This is a genomic window from Chryseobacterium amylolyticum, assembly GCF_051011775.1.
Taxonomy (GTDB): Bacteria; Bacteroidota; Bacteroidia; order Flavobacteriales; family Weeksellaceae; genus Chryseobacterium.
The window spans coordinates 1-25,897 of sequence record NZ_JBPCHX010000002.1 but is presented as its reverse complement, the minus strand read 5'-3'; the positions used below and the strand labels follow the sequence as shown (position 1 = coordinate 25,897).

The following is a 25,897-nucleotide window of genomic DNA, read 5'->3' as shown; positions in this document are numbered from 1 at the left end:
GTTTTTCTTTTATTTAAGTATTTTATGCGAAATATTTTCTAATTTTATATTACTTAAAATCCTTGTTATCATGAAAAACTTACTTTTTGCATGTACGCTGCTGATATGCAGTGCATTTGCTCCTGCCCTAAAAGCTCAGGCATCAGAACCATTTTTAGGGCAAATAGCCTTTGTACCTTATAATTTTGCTCCAAAATACTGGGCAGAATGTAATGGGCAGCTCCTGCCCATCGCTCAGAATCAAGCACTTTTTTCATTGTTAGGAACCACTTATGGAGGGAACGGAACTACCACATTTGCCCTACCTGATATGAGAGGAAGGGTACTTGTTCATAACGGACAGGCTCCGGGAGGGCCTACTACCTACACAATGGGACAGACCGGCGGAACTGAAAGTGTAACCTTACTGATAACACAAATGCCGGCTCACAATCATACTGTAAATGCTGTAACGGCGGAAGGAAATCAAAGTACCCCTACCAATAATTTACCTGCTGATACAAAAGGTCTTGATAAAGAATATTCTGATACGGCTGCTAACACTACGATGAAAAGTACGATGGTAGGAAATACAGGAGGAAACCAGCCCCATGAGAACAGACCTCCTTTTATTACCCTGAAATGTATCATTGCATTGGCCGGAGTCTATCCATCACAAAATTAATTCCTATGAAAATTCTTTACTTATTATGTCTGATAACCGGAAGCACAGCTTTTGCTCAGACTATAACTTTTAAAGGATGCATTAATTTATTTGATGATCAAACTTTTATTTTTAATAAAACCGGAGTTGACACAAATAACAAAAGCATCTATGTTACCACTCCTGTAGACGGAGAACCCTGCAGCGGCCTAGGCACCTGTGAATTTAAAATACAATGGAATAATACTCTTACAAGATGGGAGTTTCTTGCTGATGAGGGATATGGTACATTTACAAATCCTAAACTCATCTATTATAATTCAACAGGAAATAATACAGTCTCTTTTCCTCCTGGCAACAATATTGGTACCTGGATTGAGAATACAGCATTTACGACTGGGCTTTGTAATGGAAATCTTACCACAGCAAATTCTACAATGACGGGTGATGTGCAGACTACAACGCTAGGAACATCAGAATTTACGAAAAATAAAATTCAGGTATTCCCTAACCCTGTAACAGATTTTATCAGTATTTCCGGTATTGATAACGGTATGTCTGTCCAGATTTATAATATGGATGGGCGTCTTGTAAAATCAGATATGTTTGATTCCAGAATTGATGTTTCGCAGCTTGTGCCTGGCGGCTATATATTAAAAATAAATACCAGAAATTTTCAGACTTATCAATTTAAATTTGTGAAAAAATAAGCTGTTTTTACACATAATTAAAGCTTCCGGTATTTCCGGAGGCTTTTTATTTTCAGGATAAGGAATATTTTTTGCATGGATCATACTATGCCATCAAGTGTTGTCAACCATTTCATTTATTTCCCTGAGACTGAAATATTGAGAATTATATATCAGTCAGGAGCGGTTTATGACTATCTGAAGGTCTCCGCAGATATTGTTGAAAAGTTCGGAAAGGCAAGATCTAAAGGGCAGTTCCTGAACAAAGTTATCAAGCCCAGATTTAAATATGTTAAGATTGAATAAAAAATGTCCCCATAAGAATGGAGACATTTATATTTATTGTAAGTGATAATCAGCTTATTTAATAATCAATTTAGAAGATTTAGAATCTTTTCCATTAGAAACCTGAATCATATAAACTCCTTTTTCTAACTGCTGATCAACTTTGAAAACACCATTTCCTTCTTCAGTTACAGATGGAGCTGATATCAGTCTTCCTGACATATCAGAAATAGAAACTTTTAGGTTCTTACCATTTTTAGCTTTAATGAAGATTTTATCTCCGGTTGCAACCGGGTTAGGATAAATAGTTAAATCTCCGTTATCTGCTTTTACTTCGCTTGTTCCTAAGTTGGTCACAAATTTCACTGTATAGTCTTCAACCTGACCATACATTAATTGTCCACAAGGAGTCATATTAGGGTTCTCATCATCTACAAGAACTCTCATTCTTAGCGGAGTGTTAAGCACCACTGAAGCAGGAGCCGTAATGGTAGTACTGTAAGTACCGATAGCTGTAACCGGATCTGCCACAATATTATCTGCTGAAGCAACCAATTCAGAAGCTTCAAAAGTACCGTTATTATTATAATCGATCCACACTCTTACTTCATTATTTGAATCCGTTACATTTACCTGAAGAGTATGAGTTCCAGTTGCAGAAAGCTCAGTTGATGTAGCTTTTAAACAGCTTGATCCTGTATAGTCTTCATAAAAAACGGTAGAACCCTGCCAATATCCGGTTGTGGCATTATTAATATTTCCCAATTTTACAAGAGTTGGCCCTACAAAATAATTACTTGATGCATTTAATATACCACTTGGATTACAGGTTGCGGCAATAGGTGTACCAATGGAAGCTGCAGTTGAAGGAGCAGTTGCCCCTAATGAAGTACTCAGAGAGCCTCTCATTAAAAAGAAGTAAAGAGCAGCTCTGTCATGTTGTCCATTTGTAAATTTAAATGCCGTTGGATTGGTATAATTCATCATGTTATACTGTACTCCCTGATAATTTGATCCTGTACAATAATTCATGTCACTGTTGGTAGGGGCAGGAAAATCATTCAGTAAACTTCTTGATCTTTCTGTATCACAAACCTGGTCGTCAGCTGTAGCACAATTATTGGTAGCTGCCGGGCAGTAAGTTGTAGAAGTTGTTCCTTGTGGCGGTTGAGCATTAGCATTACCAAATGTATGAAGCAGTCCCATACTATGCCCAAATTCGTGAGCAAGCGTAATATCGTCCTGTAGTGTAACCACAAAAGATTTCATGAAGGACTCGTAGTTAGCATCAGCATTTTGAGGCAGTCCGGCCCAGCCCATAATTCCGTATTGTCCTCCACCATCTACTTTATTCATGATGTAGATGTTAAAGTAAGAAGCCTCAGGCCAGTGCGGAGCAATTGTTTTTACCTCATCTGTAGTAACACCATTTGTACCACTACGCTTTACTCCATACGTATCATATCCCGTAAGAGTCCCACCGTTATATCTGACAATCCCTGTAGTGGCATTACAGTTCGGGTCTCTTTTAGCCAATACCAACTTAATCGGCATTGTAGCAGCAGTACCAAAATCAGCAGGAATTCCCTGCGCCCATTGATAAGTACCTGCATACATTTGATTACAACGATCAAGCCAAGCCTGAATTTGTGCATCCGTTTTATTGTAAGCTGTTCCGAGAGCAGAACCTGTAGGTACTATCACGTGTACTACTACAGGAATTTCATAAACTCCATTTACAATTTTATATGCGCTTCCATTTTTAGCAGCGGTATTCTGATTACTGCTAATAATTTTGTTACGGATATTGCGAATCATTTCATCAATTTCCTCATTTTGTTTTTGGTGTACTCTCTGTTCATTATCAAAATCACACCACTCTTTTTTTTGCTGTGCAGATAATGAAAGGGATAGTAACAATGCCCCACAAAGGATAGTTTTCTTCATTTCAATATTTTAAAAAAATTAAACAAGTTGCAAATTTATTAATACTAAATGTAAATCAGTAATATTACTCACTAAAAAAAAGGCTAATAATTTAAAATTTATTACAGTTAGTAGAAAAAAGTTAAATATTGTTACATTTTAAATAAAAAATAAAATTAACACAGTCACAAACAGCAGTTATTTTATTTAAATTATAATCAAAAAATAGTCAAAGAAATAAATAAATCAACAATACAATAAAACCGAAATGTGAAAACAAAACACTGAAAATCAAATCATTATAAAACAGTCACAAAATAAAAAAACCGCACAATAAGTGCGGTTTTTTTATTTAATTTTGAATTATCGTTTTATAAAGAATAATTCGGAGCTTCTTGTGTAATAATTACATCATGAGGGTGGGATTCTTTTAATCCGCTTCCTGTGATCATTACCAGTTTAGAATCTTCCTGAAGTGTTTCAATATCTTTTGCACCACAGTATCCCATACCTGCTCTAAGACCTCCTGTCAACTGGAAAATCACATCTTCCAGTTTTCCTTTATGCGGTACTCTACCTTCAATCCCTTCCGGAACGAATTTTTTAGCTTCACTTTGGAAATATCTCTCTTTACCTCCTCTTTTCATTGCTGAAAGGCTTCCCATTCCCTGATAAGATTTGAATTTTCTACCCTGGAAGATAATTTCCTCTCCCGGAGCTTCATCCGTACCCGCTAAAAGAGAACCAAGCATTACTGCTCCTGCACCACTCGCAATAGCCTTAACGATATCTCCTGAAAGCTTGATTCCACCATCAGCTATTACCGTTACATTTTTTGACTTAGCATATTCGTAAACGTTATAGATCGCAGACAGCTGAGGTACTCCCACTCCTGCAACTACTCTTGTTGTACAGATAGAACCCGGCCCTACTCCAACTTTAAGTACATTAGCACCAGCTTCAATAAGGTCTTTAGCAGCTTCTGCAGTTACGATATTTCCTCCTACAACATCAAGGTTCGGATACGCTCTTCTGATTTCTGAAATTTTGTCTAAAACCCCTTTAGAATGACCATGTGCAGAATCGATTGCTACGATATCAACACCAGCCTGTACCAAAGCCTCAATTCTCGCCAGTGTATCTTCACCTACTCCTACTCCTGCCCCTACAATAAGACGACCGTTCTGGTCCTTATTAGCATTAGGATACTCCAGTTGATTATCAATATCCTTGATGGTAATTAACCCTACAAGTTTATTATCTTTATCTACAATAGGAAGTTTTTCAACTCTGTTCTTAAGAAGGATTTCTTTCGCCTTTTCAAGATTGGTATCCTTGTCTGAAGTGATCAGGTTTTCTTTGGTCATGATCTCTTCCACTTTCATATCAAGATTTTCCTGATATTTTACATCTCTGTTGGTAATAATTCCGATCAGAACATTATCGGCATCTACTACCGGAAGCCCTGAAATCTTATATCTTGACATAAGATCTTTAGCTTCTCCCAAAGTATGGTCTTTAGATAATGTAACCGGATCCGAGATCATTCCGTTTTCGGAACGCTTCACACGGTTTACCTGAGCAGCCTGCTCAGCGATCGTCATGTTTTTGTGAATAAAGCCTAACCCTCCGACTCTTGCCAAGGCGATAGCCAGATCAGCTTCAGTAACAGTGTCCATCGCAGCGGAAACTATCGGAACATTCAGCGTAATTTTGTCGGTAAGTCTTGATTTTAATGAAACCTGATTAGGTAAAACTTCTGAATAAGAAGGGACTAGAAGAACGTCATCGAAAGTGATGGCTGTCTCTACAATTTTGTTATGAATAGACATCTTTACTTTCTTTGCAAAATTAGGTTATTTTGGTGAGATATGAAAATCCTTTTTAATAGTTTAAATAAAATTTAATAATCAATAACTTAAATCAAAAAAAACCGTTCTTTTTAGCAGAACGGTTACGGTACAAAATAATTGAATATGTAGAAACTACTTGTTACGTGTTATAATTTTTGATAAAAGGTTATTTAACCAAGTTTCCATTTTCATCCAGATTTTCAATATGCGTCTGATTATTTTTATCCACATACACTTTTAATCTTATTTTACCTTTTGTATCACGGATAAAAATGCCCACATCACCATTAGCCATTTTACCTGCAAAGAAACGTTCACTTCCCAGCTTGCCATTTTCCTGTAGTTGTGCAAATGCTTTTTTTGAAGCTTCCGGATTGTTCAGTTTTTTGATAGAATCTCCCGCTTTAATAAGATCTTCCAATGGAAAATTATCCGGTCTGTCCCAAAGCTTCAATCCATATGCTCTTTTTTTATCATTTCCTGCTGATTCAGAATACTGCAGCTGCATAATCTGATCTGTATTCCTCTGATCTACAGAATATACCATTCCGGATCCCTTGTCATTTCCATCATATACCAGACCTCCGCATTCATCCCCCATAGAATTGAAGAAGATAAGCCCTGCCTCTCTTTCACGCGGTTTCATTTCTTTATGGTTTACCAATCCGGGATGCTGGCGTTCTTTATTACTGATCACCATTTTTAAAGTACCATCTTTCTCAATGATATTGATCCGTTCTACATCTATTTCTTTAAAGCGTTCGCTTGATGCCTGGTTTTTAAATGCCAGAAAGAAAAACATGAGACATAATATGGTAAGCACAGCTGCATAGATTTTAAGGATCCGGACTTCTCTTATTAATTTTTCCATGCGATGAAGATTTGGAATTATCAGGATTATTTAACGGAAACAGAATTAATCATTCTTGAGATATCATCTGGTGTGAAATTTCCTTTCACATCTACAAATACCATTTCATTAGTATCAGAGCCTACGGTGAGCAGCATATTTTTAATCACATCTCCATCCTGCTTTACCCTTACATTGATATTATCTTCGTCATGATGTATAGTGGCCCATTCTTCATAATGGTGATCATTCAGATACCGGGCATAGTCATTAAGCATTTCTCTGCTTCCGTTGGTCACAGTAAGCACCTTTATTTTTGAGGCCTTTTTTATCAGACTGATTGTCTCTTCACTTTCCCCTTCTTCCCTTAAAGCCTTTTTAATATAAGATTTAGCAAGAAACATGGGAACATTAACACTCGCAAACTGTGCTCCTTTAAAATCATATTCTGAATTCTGAAAAAAATCAATATTCGGTTTTTCTGAAACGATACACGATTGAAGCATACCTACAACCAGAATAGCGAAGAAAATGTTTTTAAGAGTTTTCATAGGGTAGTTTTTATTTGATTTGTCTGAAGCTTCCTCCGGAAACTTTGTCTACTTTCGCATCTACTTCCGGATTTCCTTTCAGCTTCACAGAGGCTCCTGATGAAACACTCACCTTTAATTTATCGGTCACTAACAGAGAGAGACTTGCGCCTGAAGTAGATTCTGCCACCGCTGTAGCAATTTTAAGATCATCTGCTTTACAGGAAGCACCGCTGCTGGCATCAACTACTGCAGAAGCCGCTTCTCCGGATAAGTTTATACTGGCTCCGCTTGAAGCATCCAATACAAGTTTTGAGGTTTTTATATCAACATCCAATACAGAACCGGAGCTTACTTCCACTGCTGCTGCTTCTTTTACATTGAATTTTCCTTTAATAATAGAACCGGATTCCGCTTCAATTGCCAGGCTGTTTTCTGTAACAGGATTCACTGCTGTAAAGACGCTTCCTGATGATGTTCTTATACTATTAATATTAGGAGCAGAAACATTAATATTCAGGTTTTTAAATCTTAGATTTCTTACACCTTTATTGTCAACATATATCTTTAAAACCCCATCTTCCACCTTAGTAATGACATACTGAAGCTTGTCCGCATCAGCAATTACTTTTACACTTCTTGGATTTTCCTGTTTAAAGGTAACATTTACCCCTACACTGGCATCTATTCTTGAGAATTCACCTACATTTCTGCTGTCGCCGTTCAGGTAGGAGGATGTATTATCTGAAGTAAGACTGCTTCTTACCGAAGATGTAACAGAGGATGTTGCTGTTTCTCCGGAATTGATGATCTTGTTTACATCAGACAATTTCATTTTTCCGTTAAGAATAAAAATAATATTCTCTTCTTTGGAATCAACGTTGAACACCAGATTTTCCAGATAGTTATCTTTTTCATCTTCTGCAAGAAACTTCATCGAAGTCCCGTCACTGTTCATTGACATCAGCTCATTGAAATTGAGAGATTTCAAAGCTTTATTCACCCTGTCTGTCTTCTCTTCGTTCATTTTTACATTGGCAAGATTCTCATCTTTCAGGCGGTCCGGAAAGGTAATTTTGGGGATGATCAGAATTTTAAGACCATCAACATCGTTCAAAATAGGCTTTATTTTTCCTACGTAAGCATCATCAACATCGATGGTGTTTAATAGTTTGAACATCGGTTTTTTGATATTGATGGATGTTACTCCCCCATTTTTTTCAAAATCCTGAAAAAGCTTGTTCAGTTTATCAGTCTGTGCAAAAGAAGTTGCAAAGCTGCTTAGCATTATGGCTATTATAAAAAATATTCTTTTCATGAGATTGATCTGATTTTTAGTATTCGCTGTCAAGATTTTCGTTTTTCTGAGAAGATGCTACTGTTTTTTTAAATTCATTTCCTAATTTCATAAAGGAATATTTGGCAACATCTATGGCTTCTTTTTCACTGCTGATTCTTTTTCCGTTTACAATCACATAAGAGTCATTGTACGCAGCTGCGGAATCACTTAAATTTTTGTTATTTGAGGCATTGCTGACATATCTTGGTCTGGTTTCCTTTTTAAGTCTTCCTCTTTTTGGAAGGATTTCATCCATTACATCTTTTTCCGCTACCTGATTATCCTGAAATACGGAATCTTTTTTTGTTCCGGAAATAGAATCGGTATGGTTAACGGCAACCTGTTCCTGGTGATCACTGTTTTCTTCAATAAACCCCGATTTCTGCTTCAGGATTTCATCTTTTACCAGCTTTTCTTTATCCTGAACATCCGTATTATAATTATTCAGGAAAAACCCGATACTGAAAACCAGTATTACTCCGGCTGCCATCCAGAACCATTTGGGAAAGGAGGGTTTCTTTTTTCCGTCCAGCGGAATAACAGGTGTAGTATCCTGTTCAGGTTCCGCACCTTCTGCAGTCTGAAGAAAATCCTCAAAGCTCCAGTCCATTTTTTCTTCCTTCATCTCCCGGAAGATTTCGTCGTATTTATTTTGTAATTGATCTTTTTTCATAGCTCATCAGTTGTGAGATTTGTTCTTTTACTTTTTGTCTCGCACGCATCAGGTTTACCCTTACTGCATTTTCCTCCATTTCCAGCATTTCAGAAATTTCGGAAACATCATATTCTTCTACATCTTTCAAGTGGATGACCATCTTCTGTTTTTCGGGGAGCTGATTGATAAATCCTACAATATGTTCCTTAAGGTTATCAACTTCCATACTGTAAAGCTCCGAGCGGTGAAGCTGCATATCCGCAAAGCCTATCTTTACATCGTGATGTTTCAATCTGTTCAGGCATTCGTTCCGGACACACTTCAGCGCATAGGATTTAAAATTCCCCAACTGCTCAAGCTCATCCCTCTTCTGCCAAAACTTCATCATGAGATCCTGTACGACATCTTCTGCTTCATCACTGCTCATGACAAACCGTTTCGCAAAACGATACATCTCGTCTTTGAGAATAAACACCGTATTCTTGAAAGTTTCTTGGGTCATGAGTTTTGTTTCTTATAGGTAAGACAATTGCCGTTACAGATCTATTACATCAAAAATAAAAAAACTTCAAAAAAATTTGAAGTTTTTATTATAACCGAATTAATACGTATCAAAAATATGTTTCAAAATTGCTTTGTCCTCTTCTGATAAAGCTACTTTTCTTCTTGCCATGGCCCTTTCTGCCACTTCATATACTTTGTCAAGTTTGAACCTTTCGTCATCTTTCAGTCCGCCCCATGAAAAGTTTTCTACAAGATTTGGTGGAAAGCCCGGCTTAAAGATATTGGAGGCTACTCCAATTACTGTTCCTGTATTCAGCTGGGTATTGATCGCGGTTTTGGAATGATCTCCCATGATCAGACCTGCAAACTGTAATCCCGTATCTTCAAAAGCTTTGGTTCTGTAGCTCCAGAATTTTACGTTTCCATAGTTGTTCTTCATATTGGAAGAATTGGTATCAGCTCCGAAATTACACCATTCTCCTATTACAGAGTTTCCTACAAAACCTTCGTGTCCTTTACTGGAATATCCGAATATAATGATATTGTTTACTTCACCTCCTACTTTACAATGTGGTCCTACTGTAGTTGCCCCGTAGATTTTTGCCCCGAGATTAAATTTGGAATCATCACAAAGCGCTATAGGTCCGCGAAGATGGCAGCCTTCCATGATCTCAGTATTTTTACCGATATAAATCTTACCTGTTTTTGTATTGATGGTAGAAAATTCCACATACGCTCCTTCTTCAATAAACAGATCTTTTTTATCCCCTAGGAATCCATTGGTTGAAGACAGCTCCTGTGAGGTTCTTCCTTTAGTCAGCAGATCAAAGTCAAAATCAATGGCGTGGTGGTTATAGGTAAACAGATCTTTCGGTCTTTTAAAGAAAATAAGATCTTCTTTAATATCTGTCATTTTCTCAATCTGATTCAGAGAAAACCCTTTCATATTGATTTTTGCAGCGATCAATTCGTCCTCATAGACCAATGCTTCTCCCTGCTTAAGATCTTTAATCTGTTGAATTACAGTTTCTGTGGGAAGGAAATTAGGAACTAAAAAAAGACTTTCTTTTTCCTCCGGACTTTTAAATTTATCCTGAAGATATGTTTCTGTGAAGTAGGTAATTTCTGTGTTTTCCAGAATTTTCTGCCATCTTTCAGCGAATGTAAGAATTCCGCATCGCATAGCGGCAACCGGACGGGTAAAAGTAAGCGGAAGGAAATCTTCCCAATATTGTGCGTCTGAAAATACTAACTGCATCATTCAGTTTTTTAAGTTTAAGGTTTAAAATTCAAGGTTAACAAATTTACAATAAAAAAAAGTCTTCCAGAACTGGAAGACTTTAATATTTTAATTGTACAAAAATTACTTAGCGAATTTTTTGTATTTGTTCATGAACTTATCAACTCTACCTGCAGTGTCAACTAGTTTTACTTTACCAGTGTAGAAAGGGTGAGAAGTTGAAGAGATTTCCATTTTGATTAGAGGGTACTCTTGTCCTTCATACTCGATAGTGTCTTTTGTTTCTGCAGTAGACTTGCAAAGAAACACCTCGTCGTTACTCATATCTTTGAAAACAACAAGTCTATAATTTTCTGGGTGGATTCCGTTTTTCATAATACTATTTTTAAAAAAATTAAACTTTGCTTTCGAAATAGTAATGGATATTTCTCTGCTAAATTTTAGGTTGCAAAAATACAACATTTTTTCTAAATTCCAAATACTCGATTCAATATTTTTTACAGATAAGAAATTTAAAGTATTTTCGTTAAATTTGGAACTTACTTAAACCTTAATTTCAATGAAATTCAAATTATTACTGGCTTTTTCCTTCTGGATGTTACTTGCAGCGGTATCATGTAATAAAGATGATATTACGTTCGACAGCCCTACACAGGAACTGCGTTTTTCCAGCGACACGGTATTCTGTGATACGGTATACCATCAGGTACGTTCAGAAACCTATGTTGTAAAAGTATATAATAATGAAGATAAGGATATCATGATCCCAAGGGTAAATCTTGAAAAGGGAGCTGCCTCATTATACAGAATCAACGTAGATGGAAAACCGGGATATGATTTCAATAATGTTCCTTTAAGAAAAAAGGACAGTCTTTATATATTTGTTGAGATTGCACCGGAAGCTACGGGACCGGAAGCTATTGCTGAAGACAAAATTCTTTTCACCGGCCCAACCGGGCAGCAGCATGTGACTTTATTTTCTGTGGTTCAGGATGCCGAGTTTTTTATCCAGACACCCGGAAATCCAAATGTAATTGCCACTTCTACGACATGGAACAATAATAAAGCAAAGATCATCTACGGAAATTTAACCGTTAATCCTAATGTCACCCTTGATATCAATGCAGGAACTAAAGTGTATTTCCATAAAAACAGCGGAATGAAGGTATCTTCCGGAGCTGTTCTGAATATCAACGGAACCCAGGCTGACCAGGTTATCCTTCGTGGAGACAGAAATGATCCTCGTTATGATACGATTCCTAAAAACTGGAATTCTATCAGAATGGAAGCCAATTCTACCCTTAAAATGAACCATGCAAAACTTTTCGGAGGAACAAGAGGGCTTGATATGAGACAGACCAATGCGACAATTACCAATTCTTTTATCCATACATTCTTTGAATACGGAATTTATGCGGTAGGTTCTACGGTGAATGCCAACAACCTGGTGATGAATAACTGCGGCTTATCATGTATCGGAATTTTCCTTGGCGGAAAACACAGCTATACCCATGCTACCATTGCCAACTATTCTGAAACAATGAGCTCTTTTGACAGAACCGGGATTTTTGCAGCCAATGAATGGAAGAATGATGCAGGGCAGACACAGCAGGGAGCTTTACAACTGCTTGACATCAAAAACAGTATTGTGTATTCTGACCGGGATGATGCTATTCATTTTGAACAGACTCCGGGACAGCAATTTGAATTCCTGCTTCAAAATTCATTAATAAAATATACCAGTGCAACGGGATCGGGCTTCACTTTTGACAATAATCCACGAGTGATTCAAACTACCAAAAATACAGATCCACAGTTTGTCAATTATTTTATGGCTAAAATGAATTTAAGAGTAAAACCTGGTTCTCCGGCGCTTGGAAAAGGAAATGCGGCTGTTGCAGCAACGGTCCCTTTTGATATAGTGAACGTATCCAGAACCACTAACCCAACTTTAGGAGCCTATCAATAATGGAAATTACTCAGTTACAGCAGCAGGTAGATGAATGGATAAAAACCATCGGCGTAAGATATTTTAATGAGCTGACCAATATGGCCATGCTGACAGAAGAAGTAGGTGAAGTTGCAAGAATCATTGCCAGAAGGTATGGTGAGCAAAGCGAAAAGGAAAGCGATAAGAATAAAGATCTTGGTGAAGAGCTGGCAGATGTACTTTTTGTAACGCTGTGCCTGGCCAATCAGACCGGAGTCAATCTGCAGGATGCTTTCGACAGAAAAATGAAAATCAAAACTGACCGGGATAAAGACCGGCATCAGAATAATGAAAAATTAAAATAATGATCAATGATGAGTTTTAAATTATTCCTATATTTTTAACTCATCATTTTTTAATGTAGAAAATAATAATGAAGAAGCTGGAAAAATCAAAATTATCAGGAGATAAAACAGTACAGATCAGCGGTTCGAAAAGTATTTCGAATCGTTTATTGATTCTGGAAAGCCTGTTTAGCAATATAAAAATCGGGAACTTATCCAACTCCCAGGATACTCAGTTACTGAAAAAGGCACTATCTGAGAATACAGACGTTGTAGACATTCATCATGCAGGAACCGCAATGCGTTTTCTTACTTCCTACTATTCTATTCAGGAAGGTAAAACGACAATACTTACCGGTTCCGGAAGAATGAAAGAAAGACCCATCAAAAATCTGGTAAGTGCTTTGAGGGATCTTGGAGTAGAAATTGAGTATATGGAAAATGAAGGGTTTCCTCCTTTAAAAATCAGAGGAAGAAAGATCGCTCATACTTCAGTAAATGTTCCTGCGAATATCTCAAGCCAGTTTATCACCTCTCTGCTTCTTATTGCCGGAAAGCTTGAAAACGGATTGCAAATTAATCTTGTAGGTGAAGTGACCTCAAGATCTTATATTGAAATGACACTGGATATTCTGACAAAGTTCGGAATCCGAAGCCGTTTTGAAGGGAATACCATCAAAGTAGAATCTTTCACTCCCGATAATTCAGAGGTGGCACATTATGAAGTGGAAAGTGACTGGAGCTCGGCTTCTTACTTCTACTCTATCTGTGCGTTGGGAAGAAAAACCATTCATCTGAAAAGCTTTTACAAAGAATCAACACAGGGAGATTCTGCAATTGCTGGCATCTACGAGAAATTCTTCGGAATCAAAACTACATTCTCTGAAGATGAACATCAGCTAACGCTGGAACCTCAGCATGATTTTTCTTTTCCGGAAAAAATTGTTCTGGATATGAATAATTGCCCTGATATTGCACAGACTCTTTGTGTAACAGCCGCAGCACTGAAAATTCCTTTTGAGATTTCCGGACTGGGAACGTTAAGGGTAAAGGAAACCGACAGACTTCTTGCCTTATACAATGAACTTCAGAAACTGGGTACTGAAACAGAAATTACAGATCTGACCATTAAATCAATCAGTTTCACAGAGCCACAGGACCATATTTCTATCAAAACCTATCAGGATCACAGAATGGCAATGAGCTTTGCTCCGTTTTGTCTGATTCAAGAACTTACTATTGAGGATGAAGATGTAGTGGAGAAGTCTTATCCAATGTTCTGGGAAGATCTTGAAAGTATACTGACCCATTAATGAATACTATAAAGTGTGGTAATCCGAAGATGATTTGTATTTTCGGGTAACCACATTTAATAATGAATCTGCTTAAAATTATGTCTATTTTTTTTAACCTTAAAGCGAAGCTTGCCTTAATACCCTCAACACCTTGTTATAATCTTAATGTTTCAGTTTAATCAAGTTGAATAATTATGATAAAATCTTTCTTTTCCTTTTTGTTTGTTTTATCTGTTTCAAACTTATATGCTCAGAATCTGAAAAACTTTTCAGTTCCAAAAGGATATAATAAAATTGCAGAAGCAAAAGGTGACCTTGACAAAGATGGAAAAGAGGAAACCATACTGGTATTCGATACAAACATAAAGGCATCAGATGAAAGAAACCTGGAAGGAACAGCCGACTACAAAAGGGTTTTCTATATTCTCAGAAATGAAAACGGCACCCTTACCGTCTGGAAAGAAAATTCCACCGTTCTTTTCTCAAGCGGAACCGGATTTTATCCTTCTGACAATATACTTGAACTCAGCATAAAAAATAACAGCCTTCATATCGGACAAACCTTTTTTACCAATTCCAGACATACTCAGAAATACAAACATACCTTCAGATTTCAGAACGGAGATTTCTATCTGATAGGTTCTCATGACCATTTTGAAGACACCTGTGATTTCAGCTTTACGAATGAAATCAATTTTTCTACAGGTAAAGTTATTGTTGACAGGGAATATTCATCCTGCGACGAAAACGCAAAAATACCAGCAAACTCCCACAAAGAATTTATCCATAAATTCCCGGCTCTAATTAAAATGAATGACTTTATTATCGGGGAACATAAGTTCAGACTTCCCGGTTTGAAGGAGGATTTTGTTTTTTAAGATGGAAGCATGAAGCTGGATGCTCGAAATTATTCTCTGGTAACTACTTATTGATCCATATTTCATAGTAAAATTGTTATTTTTTTGAATACTGAAAGCTTTTCAATATGAGCAGCCTTCCAACTTCCCGACTTTATACCAACTTAATTATCTCTTAAAGTTAAATTAACTCCTTATACTTTGATATATTCTTATTTTTAAGCTGCATTAAAAATAAAAAAACTATGTTCAAACAAAGCATGAAACGTTTCACCAACATTACTCTTGGGGTGGTAACTGCATCTGTCTTCTTCTCCTGTTCCAATGACAGTATGATGGAAAGGGATTCTAATGAAATCAGGACTGCTTCTTTAGCAAAAGCAAACAACAGGGCTTCATTATTACCTGTTTCCCTGAATAACTGGATGTCCGGTCTTCAGGATAATATTTCTATTTCAAAGATCTCTATACCCGGTACTCATGATTCCGGAGCACGTATCGATGCCCCTGTTGTATCAGGTACAGCTAAAACCCAAGACCTCAGCATTGCAGAACAGCTGAATGCCGGTGTACGTTTTCTGGATATCCGCTGCAGACATATTGACAACGCTTTCGCCATTCATCATGGCTCCATTTATCAGAATATGAATTTTGATGACGTATTAAATGCGTGTTATGCATTCCTTCAAAGCAATCCGTCTGAAACAATTATCATGTCTGTAAAAGAAGAATATGATGCTTCCAACACCACCAGAACTTTTGAACAGACCTTTGATTCTTATGTACAGAAAAACCCGTCTAAGTGGGATCTAGGAGCGAATATTCCTACGCTGGGATCTGTAAGAGGCAAGATCAAATTGTTCAGAAGATTCTCCTCGGGAACAACGAAAGGGATCAATGCTTCACCATGGGCCGACAATACAACGTTTGACATCAACAATTCAGGCGTACAGCTAAAAGTACAGGATTATTATAAGGTAACAAACAATGATGACAAATGGAATGGAATCTCCAGTCTGCTTAATGAAGCAAAGAATGATACAAATGGCAAGCTTTTCGTTAATTTCACCAGCGGCTATAAGCCTGGAATCTTCGGTATTCCAAGTATTCCTACGGTATCCAATAATATTAATCCAAGACTTAAAACATTCTTCCAGACCAATACTCAGGGAACATTCGGAATCATGCCGATTGATTTTGTGAATGCTGAACTTTCCCAGTTGATCGTTAACACCAATTTCTAAATTATTATTTGTTAGATTTATTCAAAGGCTGTCTCTTTTTGAGGCAGCCTTTTTATTTTAAAATGAAATTGAGAAAAAAAACTGCTTCGGATTGAAACAGTCTTTCTTTACAAAGTAAAAAAGTGTAAATCAAAAGTTACTTCTGAATTCCGTAAGCTGCCAGTATTTTGTTGAAGATCTCTATATTTTCAAACAGTCCTGTGAACTCTTTTGAATTCGGTCCGTAAGCAAAAACACTTGATGGAATGGAAGTATGGTCATTTGTACTGAAGTTTCCGAATACCCACCCATCTTTGAGACTCCCATCCAAAAGCGTTAAGCCTCCAGTTTCATGATCTCCTACAACTATGACCAATGTTTCTTTATTTTCATCAGCAAACTTCATAGCCTTTCCTACCACATGATCGAAATCCAGTAATTCTGTGACCAGCTGCTCTATATTGTTGCTATGGCCTCCGCCATCTGTCTGCGAAGCTTCAATCATCATAAAGAAGCCTTTTTTATTGCTTTTTAAATCATTTAAAGTGAGATCAAATGCATCAGCAAGCCAGTTTCCCCTTCCATTGGTAACCCTTTGTGAAGCCAAAGGATCAATCACCAGAATGCGGTTATTTATTTTAGTTACCGATTTAAGATCCTGGTAAAGGTCAATTTTCGCTGCTTTGAATTTCTGCAGATTTTCCTGGGATAATCCGCTTGTAGGCCCACCGATCAGAATTTTTGTTTTGGAGGCGGCAAAGTCTTTCAGTATAGGTTCCGAACTGTTTCTGTTATCTGAATGAGCATAGAAGTCTGCAGGAGTAGCATCTGTAACATCTCCTGTAGAAATCAGTCCGGAAACCAGTCCTTTTTCCGCAATAATATCAGGGATTTGTGCCAGTGCTTTTCCCATATTATCAACACCGACAAAAGTGTTTTTGGTTTTTACACCGGTTGCAAATGCTGTAGAACCCGGTGCCGAGTCTGTAATATAGGCATTGGATGAATTGGTTTTGGAAAGTCCTGTGGATTTCATATTGAAAACGTTCAGCTTTCCTTTATTCGCAGTAAAGGCAGCATAATATTGTGGTAAAGAAGTTCCGTCAGGTATAAGAAGGATCACATTCTTTACTTTTTTCTCCACCCCGTCTGTTTTATAGGTAGGCGTATACGTACTGTACTCTTTTGTATTTTTATAAAAGTTTTTCGGAATAGTGTTCATAAATTTTTTAAGATCAGGAATATGATCGGTATTGATATAATCTACTCCTAAATCCATCAGATTTACCCATGCATTCGGAAAGTCCGGAGCTCCGTAAAAACGAACTGGTTTCTGCTGATCATGAGCTTTGTTAACCGCACTTTTAATTTTTGCAGTTTCCTCATCCCTTGGAATTCCTTTCCCATTCCATTTTACCAATCCGGGAAGGTCTGCACTGAACATTCCGATTCTTTTCAGCTGATCTGCCGAATAGTTTTTATCAAGATCTCCGTCAAAATAAAGGTAGCTCGGATAGCTTTTAAAATCTTCCGGCTGAGGACGGCCTCCGGTAATCACAATTTTAATTCCTGAATTTCCGGTGATCTCAGGATACTTTTTTAAAGTATTGACCAAAGCTGCCAATGACGTTTTATAATCCTGTTTAATATCGATCAGCAACTGAAGCTTTTTACCGGCATCAGGATAGATATTTCCTTTATTCAGCTTAATCTGTTTTGAAATATTGTCAAGATAGAGATTCTCTAAGGTTCTGTCTGCGGAAAGCTCTTTTTCGGTATGGGCTACCCAAAGTTTTCCCTTGACCAGAAATACATCTGCCTCTATAGAACCAAAATTGGCATAATAAGCCTGCCAAAAAGGGATCTCCTGCATATAATCATTATGCGAATGTGCATTCCCTACATTGTAATTTAAATAATTCTGTGCCTGGTTTTCGGAAAAAACAGCCAGGGCCAGAACGGCTAAAATTTTTGATAATTTCATTCGTTTATCGTTATATTTTATAGGTCAGATGGAACGACCTATCTCCATACCTTTGAAAAAAGCTATATCATCACAGAGTGTTCTGCAATGATATAGTGGTTTATATATAGATTAAATTTTACCAGCCCTCATTTTGTTTAATGATCCCGTGACTGTTTACGATTTCAGCCTGTGGAACTGCCCAAACATTATGTACAGCCGGATTAAAGTTTCTTGCGGCCCAGACTACCTGCCCATTGATACCATGCAGAGGTTTAGCATAAGCTGCCTGAGCATCTCCCCAACGCACAAGGTCTCTGTGTCTGTCTGCCCATTCTCCTGCCAGTTCGCAACGTCTTTCATGCTTCAGATCTGCCATTGTACATCCGTTTTTCGGAGAAAGACCTGCACGCACTCTGATCATATTGATCTCCTGATCTGCAGATTTCCCCTGCATCAGTAAAGCTTCTGCTTTGATCAGGATAACCTCCGCATAACGCATAATCGGAACGGCAAGGTCTGTACACGGATAATCTCCGTTGGCACTCACGTGGCCGCTGTTCAGCTGATATTTGAAGGCATCCATATATTTATTGAACTGGTATCCGGTAAGAGAATTACTGGAAGCATAGATTCTTTCCTTTCCATTAAAAGTAAACTTATCCCCAATTTTAAGAATGGTAGCACTTCTTCTCTGGTCACCGGTTTCGTATTCATCATACAGTTCTTTTGTCGGCTGGAAATATCCCCATCCGTTATATTCTCCCCAACCTTTGTTTTCAAGCATTACTCCCGGCAGGATACTGCCCCAGGCTGTAAACTTAGGTGTTCCCGGAACAGACCAGATATATTCTGAGCTGTAGTTATTTTCAGCTTTGAAAACATCAGCAAAGTTACCCAATAAAGCTCTGTTTCCTTTGGTCATTACTTCGTTGGCCCAGAATTCTGCGTTATTCCAGTCTTTCATAAACAGATATACTTTTGCTAACAATGCCCATGCTGCCGCTTTATGAGGTCTTCCATAATCTTTTGCAGGAAGCTCTGCCTGGGCAGGTAATAATTCTGCAGCTCTTTTCAGATCATTCACTATGTAAGTGTAATTCTCCATTACGTTGGCTGCTCTTGGAATTGGATTGGGATCCGGATCCTTTGAACGGTCGATAATCGGAACTCCTGCTTTTTCGTTTCCGTAAGAATAGGCAAGTTCAAAATACATTCTGCTGCTCATGAACAAAGCTTCTCCAAGGTATTTGTTTTTAATAGCCTGTGAAGTCTGGATATTGTCAACATTACGGATCACACGGTTAGCCACTCCGATCACATTGTATCTTTTATTCCATTGGGTTTCAAGGTCTCCTGCTGCGATATAATTGCTGCTGAAGTTTTTTGCATTATCTGCTTCACTTTTTGCCCTTCCTGTTACCATATCATCACTGGCATTGATAAACCAGAACAAACCTCTTCCGTAGAATTCTCCGTCAAACAAAGGCTTATACATGGCATTTGCTCCGGTAATCAGATCGTTTTCCGTTTTCCAGAAACTGGCCTCAGTAGGGGTTCCTTCCGGCTGAACATCCAGCTCTCCTGTACAGGATAAAAGCATTACGGATATTCCTGATATTAAAAATATTTTATTGAAAAATTTCATTTTCTTACTTTTTGTTGGTTAAAAATTATAGTCCGATCTCTACTCCAAAGATGAATGAACGTGCCTGAGGATATCTTCCGGTATCTACTCCGTAGGAGTTCATTCCTACTTCAGGATCAAATCCTGTATATTTCGTTATCGTAAACAGGTTGTTAGAAGTCATATAAATTCTCACTTTGTTTACATCCAGTTTTCTATACAATTCTTTTGGTAATGAATATCCGATGGTAAGGTTCTTCAGTCTTAGGTAAGACCCGTCCTCCACATAGAAATCTGATACTTTGGAGTAATTACCACTCGGGTCACCGTGTACCAGCCTTGGAATATCGGTATTGGTGTTCTGAGGAGTCCATGCATTCAGGATATCTCTGTCCATATTATAATTCTGTCCTGTTCCGCCCGGATTCAAGGAAATAAACTTCATTCCGTTGAATATTTTATTACCGTAAACTCCCTGGAAGAATAAGTTCAGATCAAAGTTTTTCCAGGTCATGTTATAAGAAAATCCGTAAGAGAACTTAGGATAAGGACTACCAAGATTGACAAAATCGTTATTATTAAGCACACCAGTATTTCCTTCTTTCTTCAGGAATTTGATATCTCCGGGTTTTGCATTCGGCTGGATAAGGTTTCCGTTGGCATCTTTATAATTATTGATCTCTTCCTGAGTCTGGAAAATTCCTCCGGTCTTATAACCATAGAAAGAATACAGAGGATCACCTACTTTCACGCGGGTTGGTTTCAACACTCCTCTTACCCCATTGTCATTGATAAAGATCTCATCTACATTGGCAAGCTGCTTCACCGTATTTTTTAGTTGACTCATTGTCGCTCCAACTGAGAAAGTAAAATCATCGGAAACTACTTTGTTGTAATTGATCCCCAGCTCATATCCTTTATCCTGGAATAATCCGGCATTCACATACTGATTATTGTACGTTGCCGTACTCGGTAAGCTTACGTTGAAGATCTGATCTTTGGAATTTTTCACGAAGTAGTCAAACTGTAAAGAAAGACTGTTATGAAGAAATGAAGCATCTACCCCGAAGTTGGTCTGCTCAGATTTACCCCATTTCAGATCCGGGTTGGGACGTGTGGTGGCATAATAAGCTATATTCTGAGAAGGATCCTGTCCGAAAATAACGTTGTTATCTCTCGTCATCAAAGGATTTACAGCTTGTGGTGAAATTCCTCCAAGATTCCCAAGAATACCATAACTTCCTCTCAACTTCAGGCTTGAAAGCCATGACATATCCTTCATAAAGTTTTCTTTCGAAACCACCCATGCCCCGGAAACAGCATAATAATTAGCAAATCTGTTTTGTTTGGCTACCAGTGAAGAACCATCGCGTCTTCCCAATAAACTCACGATATACTTTCCTGCATAGTCATAGTTTACCCTTGCCAGATAAGAAACCAAAGACTGTTTGAACCGGTAGCTGGAAACATCTTTATTGGTGTCTGCTGCATTCTGAAGATGTTGGAAAACCTCAGCTTCACTTCGGAAATCATACGATTTTGCTACAAAGCCGTCATCAATCGTTTTCTGGAAAGTAAAACCTCCAAGGAAGTCAAAATTATGCTGTCCTAAAGCTATTTTATAAGTCAGCAACTGTTCTGCAAGTGCTGTAGAAGAATTGTTGGATTGGTATTCCAAATTATTGGTATCAAAAATTTTCCCGACTTCCAGAACTCTGTACGTGAAGTTCTTTACATCTCCCAGTTTAAAAGTCTGTGAGAAGTTGGAACGGAATTTTAAATCTTTGGCCAGCGTAATTTCAGCATAAGGATTGATCAAAATCTCATGAGTAGGATTTCTGATACTGATCCTTTTAAGATAAGCAACAGGATTGATCATATCTCCATATCCACCAGCCACATCAATCGGAAGTCCTGAAAATGCACCACTGGGTGTATATACCGGAACATTCGGCGGATAATACATGGCAGCAACCAAAGCTCCTGTATATCCACTTTTGGTATCGGCTGTATTTCCGTCAGAGTAATTGTAGTACATGTTTTCTCCGATCGTCAGCCAGTCTTTAACTTTATGTTCAGAATTCACTCTGAAATTGTATCGTTTTGCCTGGGTATTCAATAAAATTCCCTCTAGGCTTCTGTGGTTCATCCCTACAAAATATCTGGATTTTTCACTTCCTCCGCTAAGGTTTACATTATATTCCTGAATAGTTCCTGTTCTGAAAATTTCTTTCATCCAGTCTGTTCTGGTAATTCTTCCGTCAGGATACTGATTGGGATTAAAAGCCATCGGTAAGCTTCCCAGTTTTCCGGCATTTTCATAGGCTTTGTACATGACATCCTGGAATTCTGCTGCATTCAGGGATTCTTTCAGCCTCCATGCCTGGTTTACGCCATATTTAACATCAAAATCTACGGTAAGATTTCCCTTCTTTCCTTTTTTAGTGGTAATAAGGATAACCCCTCCGGAGGATCTGGCTCCGTAAATGGCTGCAGAAGCATCTTTCAGTACAGAAATATCCTGAATATCGTTTGGATTGATAGACGGTGTTCCGTTGAAAACTACCCCATCCACTACATACAGAGGAGTTTCTCCGTTGATCCCCCCCAAACCACGGATATTGACCTTAGGTGATCCGTTGGGATCTCCACCCTCATTCACAACAGTTACTCCGGGAGCCTTGCCCTGAAGAACTTCCCCTACTCCGGATAAAGATCTGGAAGTAAGCTTATCCAGTGAAGCCTCCGAAACAGCCCCGGAAACTTTACTTTTTTTCTGCGTTCCGTACCCAACCACGACAATCTCGTCGATGGATTTTTCTTTTAAGCTGTCTTTTTTCTGAGCGAGGAACATCGGTGAAGCTGATATTGCACCAATAAGTAATACCCTACCTGTTAAATAAGTTACAGAGACAGGGATTTTAAATACATTCATGATATCCTTTTTGATTAGGTGCAAAATTAGAACAGCCTGCACCCACCTATCATTAAGGTTTTCTTATGTTTTTATTAAGAAATTTTGGCTTTTTTCAGACACCCTCTACCATAAAACAAAATTAAACAACTGTATTTCAGTAATATATGTAATTAAAAGTAATCATTCCTCAAATATTGTATGCATGGTTGAGATTAAGTTTACTTTAAGTTTATGCAAAACAGAAAAACAAATGAAGAAAACGTTAAAATTATTTCAGGAATAATAAATAACTGAGTTCATTTTTCTTTTTTTACATTTGCTGAAAATAGATTTTACTTTTGAACAAAGACATTTAAAAAACGTCTCTTTGACATCAGAAGAAAAATAAAACATTAAACATCATACGAATTCAATGACCATCATTATTACAGGAACCTCATCAGGAATCGGGTTTGCATTGGCAGAATATTTTGGTAAAAAAGGACATAAAGTATATGGCCTGAGCCGGAAGCATACAGAAAGTAAATACTTCAAATCCATACCTACGGATGTAACAGATAATACCGCTGTACAGAATGCCGTTGCGGAGGTTTTAAAAACAGAAAGCAAAATTGATGTTCTGATCAACAATGCCGGAATGGGAATGGTAGGCGCAGTAGAAGATTCTACGAAAGAAGATATTTTAAAATTGTTCAGCCTGAACCTTGCCGGACCTGTACAGATGATGAGTGCTGTCCTTCCGAACATGCGTGCGCATAAATTTGGAAAGATCATTAATGTTTCCAGCATCGGAAGTGAAATGGGTCTTCCTTTCCGTGGATTTTATTCAGCGTCAAAATCGGCATTGGATAAAGTAACCGAAGCAATGAGATATGAAGTATATCCATGGAATATCGACGTTTGCTCTCTGCATCTTGGAGATATAAAAACCAATATAGCAGACAACCGAGTGATTGCACAGGTTTCCCAGCCTTACAAAAACGTTTTTGACAAAGTATATGCTTTGATGAACTCCCACGTAAATGACGGAACTGATCCTTTGGAAGTAGCAGAATACGTTGAAAAACTTTTAGCAAAAGATAAATGGAAAGCTCATTATTATTTTGGTAAATTCGGGCAGAAAATCGGGGTTCCTTTGAAATGGATTCTTCCGCAGGGAACTTATGAGAATTTGATGAAAAAATATAATAAACTGGATAAAAATTAGTTGATTGATAAGGCGCATTGTCATTCTGAACACTGACTGAAAGTCTGCGGACATAGTTCAGAAGTGCAGTGAAGAATCTTTTTACTGAAGATTTCAATTCCCTTAACATTCATAATGATAAATTGAAACTGTTTCTGAAAATATTTTTTGTACTGTTCTGCGTTTTTACACAAGCGCAGAAGAAGCAGTATTGGCTGATTGATACAGAAACCAAGATCAGAAAAAAAGTAAAAGATTCTACCTCTGCAGTAAAATTCCTGGATTCATTAGCACAGAATAACTATTTCTTTACCAGACTGAAAGACGTAAAAGTAAAGGGAGACAGTACTGAAATTTTCTATGATAAAGGAAAGAACTTTAATGAAACTTATGTAAACCTCACAGATTCTCTCGTTCAGAAACTGAAAATTCAGAAAGATTTTTTCACTAAAAATTTAGATTCCACCAAAAAAAGTATCAACAAGACGTATATTGATGAGGGCTATTCTTTCAGCAGAATCAAATCTAAATATAAAGGTCAGAAAAACGGCTATCCGATCGTAGAACTTGACATCAATAAAAACGATAAAAGAACGATCAACGGATTTGTAGTAAAAGGATATGAAAAAGTTCCCAAACGATTTATTAAAAACCTTGAAAAGGAATTTAAAGGCAAAAATTATGATGACAAAAACCTTTTAGCCATCAATAAAACCTTCCAGAGCCATCCTTTTTTAACGCTGGAACGGCAGCCGCAAACTCTGTTCACAAAAGATTCCACCAGCATTTTTCTGTTCCTGGAAAAGAAAAAGACCAATACTTTTGACGGGGTAATCGGTTTCGGGAACGATAAAACTTCCAAGTTTACCTTAAACGGAACGATGAATGTGAATTTCAGGAATATGTTCAACGGTTTTGAAACCGTCAATTTATACTGGCAGAGAAACCCGGATAAAGGACAGACTTTCGATCTCCAGGTGGATATTCCGTACCTGTTCAAATCCAATGTCGGGATGAATGCGAAAGTGAATATCTACAGGCAGGATTCTACGTTTGCCAATGTGAAGTTCCTTCCTGCTTTCTATTATCACATCAATAACCGGAACAAAATAGGTTTAAGAGGAACCCTGGAAAGCTCTACCATTATTGACTCCTTATACGTTCAGGGGAAAGACTATAACAAAAAAGGGATCGGGGTATGGTTTGAAATGACGGAACCTACCGATATTGATCTTTTCCTTTATAAGACAAGGATCAATGCAGGATATGATTTTTTGACAACCACCTATTCTAAAGATAATATCAAAGCTAATCAAAACCAGTTTTATTTCTTTGGGGAACACAATTATCATATTTCCGGAAACCATTTCCTGAATATTAAAGGGGAAGGAGCCATGATGGATTCAAAAATAGAATTCTCCACCAATGAATTATACCGTTTCGGAGGGTGGAATTCCATGCGTGGATTCAATGAAAACTCGCTCGCCGCCGACTTCTATTATTATGGAAGCCTGGAATACCGGTATCTTATCGGTAATCAGGCCTTCTTCGATGTCTTCGGGCAATATGGACAGCTCAATAATAAATCTTTGAATGTAAGACCTAAACTTTACAGTGTCGGGCTTGGTTTCAATTTCTTTATTCCTATCGGCCTGATGAGCTTCCAGCTGTCTAACGGTAATGAATTTGGAAATCCTTTCAAATTTAATGATACAAAAATCCACTGGGGAATTCTGAGCAGGTTTTAGAAATAGAAAGGAAGAGGGAAGCTGGAGGCCGGAAGTTATCGAAGTCACTGTTTTACTATCCTGTTATTTCTATAGAAAGATTTTCTTCAAAAACTTATTACTGAGGGCTTCAAGAACTTGACAACACCGCAATAACTTCCTGCCTCCCTCTTCAGCGCTGTCTAACGGTAATGAATTGGAAAGTCCTTTTAAGTTTAATGATACAAAAATCCACTGGGGAATTCTGAGCAGGTTTTAGAAATAGAAAGGAAGAGGGAAGCTGGAGGCCGGAAGTTATCGAAGTCACTGTTTTA

At 37.7% G+C, this 25,897-nt stretch carries 22 protein-coding genes; 10 read left to right on the top strand and 12 right to left on the bottom strand.

Annotated features, from left to right (window positions below; all coding sequences use genetic code 11):
- The first annotated feature begins 70 nt into the window (after positions 1-70).
- The 3 genes from ACR1PO_RS05240 to ACR1PO_RS05230 all read left to right on the top strand — a co-directional run bounded on the left by ACR1PO_RS05240 (position 71) and on the right by ACR1PO_RS05230 (position 1,638).
- Positions 71-664 (top strand): phage tail protein, encoded by a 594-nt coding sequence (locus ACR1PO_RS05240; protein ID WP_433986088.1) that lies wholly within the window; start codon positions 71-73, stop codon positions 662-664.
- A 5-nt stretch (positions 665-669) separates the two neighbouring features.
- Positions 670-1,353, top strand: coding sequence for a T9SS type A sorting domain-containing protein (locus ACR1PO_RS05235; RefSeq protein ID WP_433986087.1), 684 nt, complete (start codon positions 670-672; stop codon positions 1,351-1,353).
- A 75-nt stretch (positions 1,354-1,428) separates the two neighbouring features.
- Positions 1,429-1,638: a KTSC domain-containing protein gene (locus tag ACR1PO_RS05230; protein ID WP_332385606.1), complete on the top strand. Its 210-nt coding sequence runs from the start codon at positions 1,429-1,431 to the stop codon at positions 1,636-1,638.
- Positions 1,639-1,692: 54 nt separating this feature from the next.
- Here the strand turns inward: ACR1PO_RS05230 and ACR1PO_RS05225 are convergent, their stop codons facing one another.
- The 9 genes from ACR1PO_RS05225 to ACR1PO_RS05185 form a co-directional block, all read right to left on the bottom strand.
- On the bottom strand, positions 1,693-3,564 hold the full coding sequence (locus tag ACR1PO_RS05225; protein WP_433986086.1) for a GEVED domain-containing protein: 1,872 nt from the start codon (positions 3,562-3,564) through the stop codon (positions 1,693-1,695).
- Positions 3,565-3,914: 350 nt separating this feature from the next.
- A complete protein-coding gene (gene guaB / locus ACR1PO_RS05220; RefSeq protein WP_332385604.1) occupies positions 3,915-5,375 on the bottom strand; it encodes an IMP dehydrogenase in 1,461 nt (486 codons plus the stop codon).
- 187 nt (positions 5,376-5,562) lie between these two features.
- Entirely contained in the window at positions 5,563-6,267 is a 705-nt protein-coding gene (locus ACR1PO_RS05215) for a hypothetical protein (RefSeq protein WP_433986085.1), read from the bottom strand.
- Between the two features lie 26 nt (positions 6,268-6,293).
- On the bottom strand, positions 6,294-6,797 hold the full coding sequence (locus ACR1PO_RS05210) for a DUF4252 domain-containing protein (RefSeq protein ID WP_433986084.1): 504 nt from the start codon (positions 6,795-6,797) through the stop codon (positions 6,294-6,296).
- A 10-nt stretch (positions 6,798-6,807) separates the two neighbouring features.
- Positions 6,808-8,094 carry a DUF4252 domain-containing protein gene (locus tag ACR1PO_RS05205; RefSeq protein WP_433986083.1) on the bottom strand — a complete coding sequence of 429 codons (1,287 nt, stop codon included), beginning with the start codon at positions 8,092-8,094 and terminating at the stop codon, positions 6,808-6,810.
- Positions 8,095-8,110: 16 nt separating this feature from the next.
- Positions 8,111-8,788, bottom strand: a complete 678-nt coding sequence (locus tag ACR1PO_RS05200; protein ID WP_433986082.1) for a hypothetical protein — start codon at positions 8,786-8,788, stop codon at positions 8,111-8,113.
- A complete protein-coding gene (locus ACR1PO_RS05195; RefSeq protein WP_332385598.1) occupies positions 8,763-9,272 on the bottom strand; it encodes a GFO_1088 family ECF-type sigma factor in 510 nt (169 codons plus the stop codon). Before ACR1PO_RS05195 ends, ACR1PO_RS05200 begins: the two co-directional genes overlap by 26 nt.
- 99 nt (positions 9,273-9,371) lie before the next feature.
- The gene (locus ACR1PO_RS05190; protein WP_332385819.1) at positions 9,372-10,532 is read right to left on the bottom strand and encodes a putative sugar nucleotidyl transferase; all 1,161 of its coding nucleotides are present in this window, start codon (positions 10,530-10,532) and stop codon (positions 9,372-9,374) included.
- A 105-nt stretch (positions 10,533-10,637) separates the two neighbouring features.
- On the bottom strand, positions 10,638-10,889 hold the full coding sequence (locus ACR1PO_RS05185; protein ID WP_002976190.1) for a type B 50S ribosomal protein L31: 252 nt from the start codon (positions 10,887-10,889) through the stop codon (positions 10,638-10,640).
- 184 nt (positions 10,890-11,073) lie between these two features.
- On the opposite strand from ACR1PO_RS05185, the gene ACR1PO_RS05180 reads away from it, so the two are divergent.
- The 5 genes from ACR1PO_RS05180 (at position 11,074) to ACR1PO_RS05160 (ending at position 16,184) form a co-directional block, all read left to right on the top strand.
- Positions 11,074-12,483 (top strand): hypothetical protein, encoded by a 1,410-nt coding sequence (locus ACR1PO_RS05180; protein WP_433986081.1) that lies wholly within the window; start codon positions 11,074-11,076, stop codon positions 12,481-12,483.
- Positions 12,483-12,809, top strand: a complete 327-nt coding sequence (locus ACR1PO_RS05175; protein ID WP_034692883.1) for a nucleotide pyrophosphohydrolase — start codon at positions 12,483-12,485, stop codon at positions 12,807-12,809. Before ACR1PO_RS05180 ends, ACR1PO_RS05175 begins: the two co-directional genes overlap by 1 nt.
- 68 nt (positions 12,810-12,877) lie before the next feature.
- Positions 12,878-14,101, top strand: coding sequence for a 3-phosphoshikimate 1-carboxyvinyltransferase (locus tag ACR1PO_RS05170; RefSeq protein ID WP_433986080.1), 1,224 nt, complete (start codon positions 12,878-12,880; stop codon positions 14,099-14,101).
- A 176-nt stretch (positions 14,102-14,277) separates the two neighbouring features.
- Positions 14,278-14,961: a hypothetical protein gene (locus ACR1PO_RS05165; protein ID WP_433986079.1), complete on the top strand. Its 684-nt coding sequence runs from the start codon at positions 14,278-14,280 to the stop codon at positions 14,959-14,961.
- Positions 14,962-15,185: 224 nt separating this feature from the next.
- Complete coding sequence (locus ACR1PO_RS05160) at positions 15,186-16,184, top strand: phosphatidylinositol-specific phospholipase C (protein WP_433986078.1); 999 nt, start codon at positions 15,186-15,188, stop codon at positions 16,182-16,184.
- A gap of 136 nt (positions 16,185-16,320) precedes the next feature.
- Here ACR1PO_RS05160 and ACR1PO_RS05155 read toward each other — a convergent pair whose 3' ends face one another.
- The 3 genes from ACR1PO_RS05155 to ACR1PO_RS05145 form a co-directional block, all read right to left on the bottom strand.
- Complete coding sequence (locus ACR1PO_RS05155) at positions 16,321-18,147, bottom strand: alkaline phosphatase (protein WP_433986077.1); 1,827 nt, start codon at positions 18,145-18,147, stop codon at positions 16,321-16,323.
- 118 nt (positions 18,148-18,265) lie between these two features.
- The gene (locus ACR1PO_RS05150) at positions 18,266-19,774 is read right to left on the bottom strand and encodes a RagB/SusD family nutrient uptake outer membrane protein (protein ID WP_433986076.1); all 1,509 of its coding nucleotides are present in this window, start codon (positions 19,772-19,774) and stop codon (positions 18,266-18,268) included.
- A gap of 25 nt (positions 19,775-19,799) precedes the next feature.
- Entirely contained in the window at positions 19,800-22,688 is a 2,889-nt protein-coding gene (locus ACR1PO_RS05145; protein WP_433986075.1) for a SusC/RagA family TonB-linked outer membrane protein, read from the bottom strand.
- A 394-nt stretch (positions 22,689-23,082) separates the two neighbouring features.
- On the opposite strand from ACR1PO_RS05145, the gene ACR1PO_RS05140 reads away from it, so the two are divergent.
- On the top strand, positions 23,083-23,877 hold the full coding sequence (locus tag ACR1PO_RS05140; protein WP_433986074.1) for an SDR family oxidoreductase: 795 nt from the start codon (positions 23,083-23,085) through the stop codon (positions 23,875-23,877).
- A gap of 68 nt (positions 23,878-23,945) precedes the next feature.
- A complete protein-coding gene (locus tag ACR1PO_RS05135) occupies positions 23,946-25,604 on the top strand; it encodes an autotransporter assembly complex protein TamA (RefSeq protein WP_433986073.1) in 1,659 nt (552 codons plus the stop codon).
- Positions 25,605-25,897: the final 293 nt, after the last annotated feature.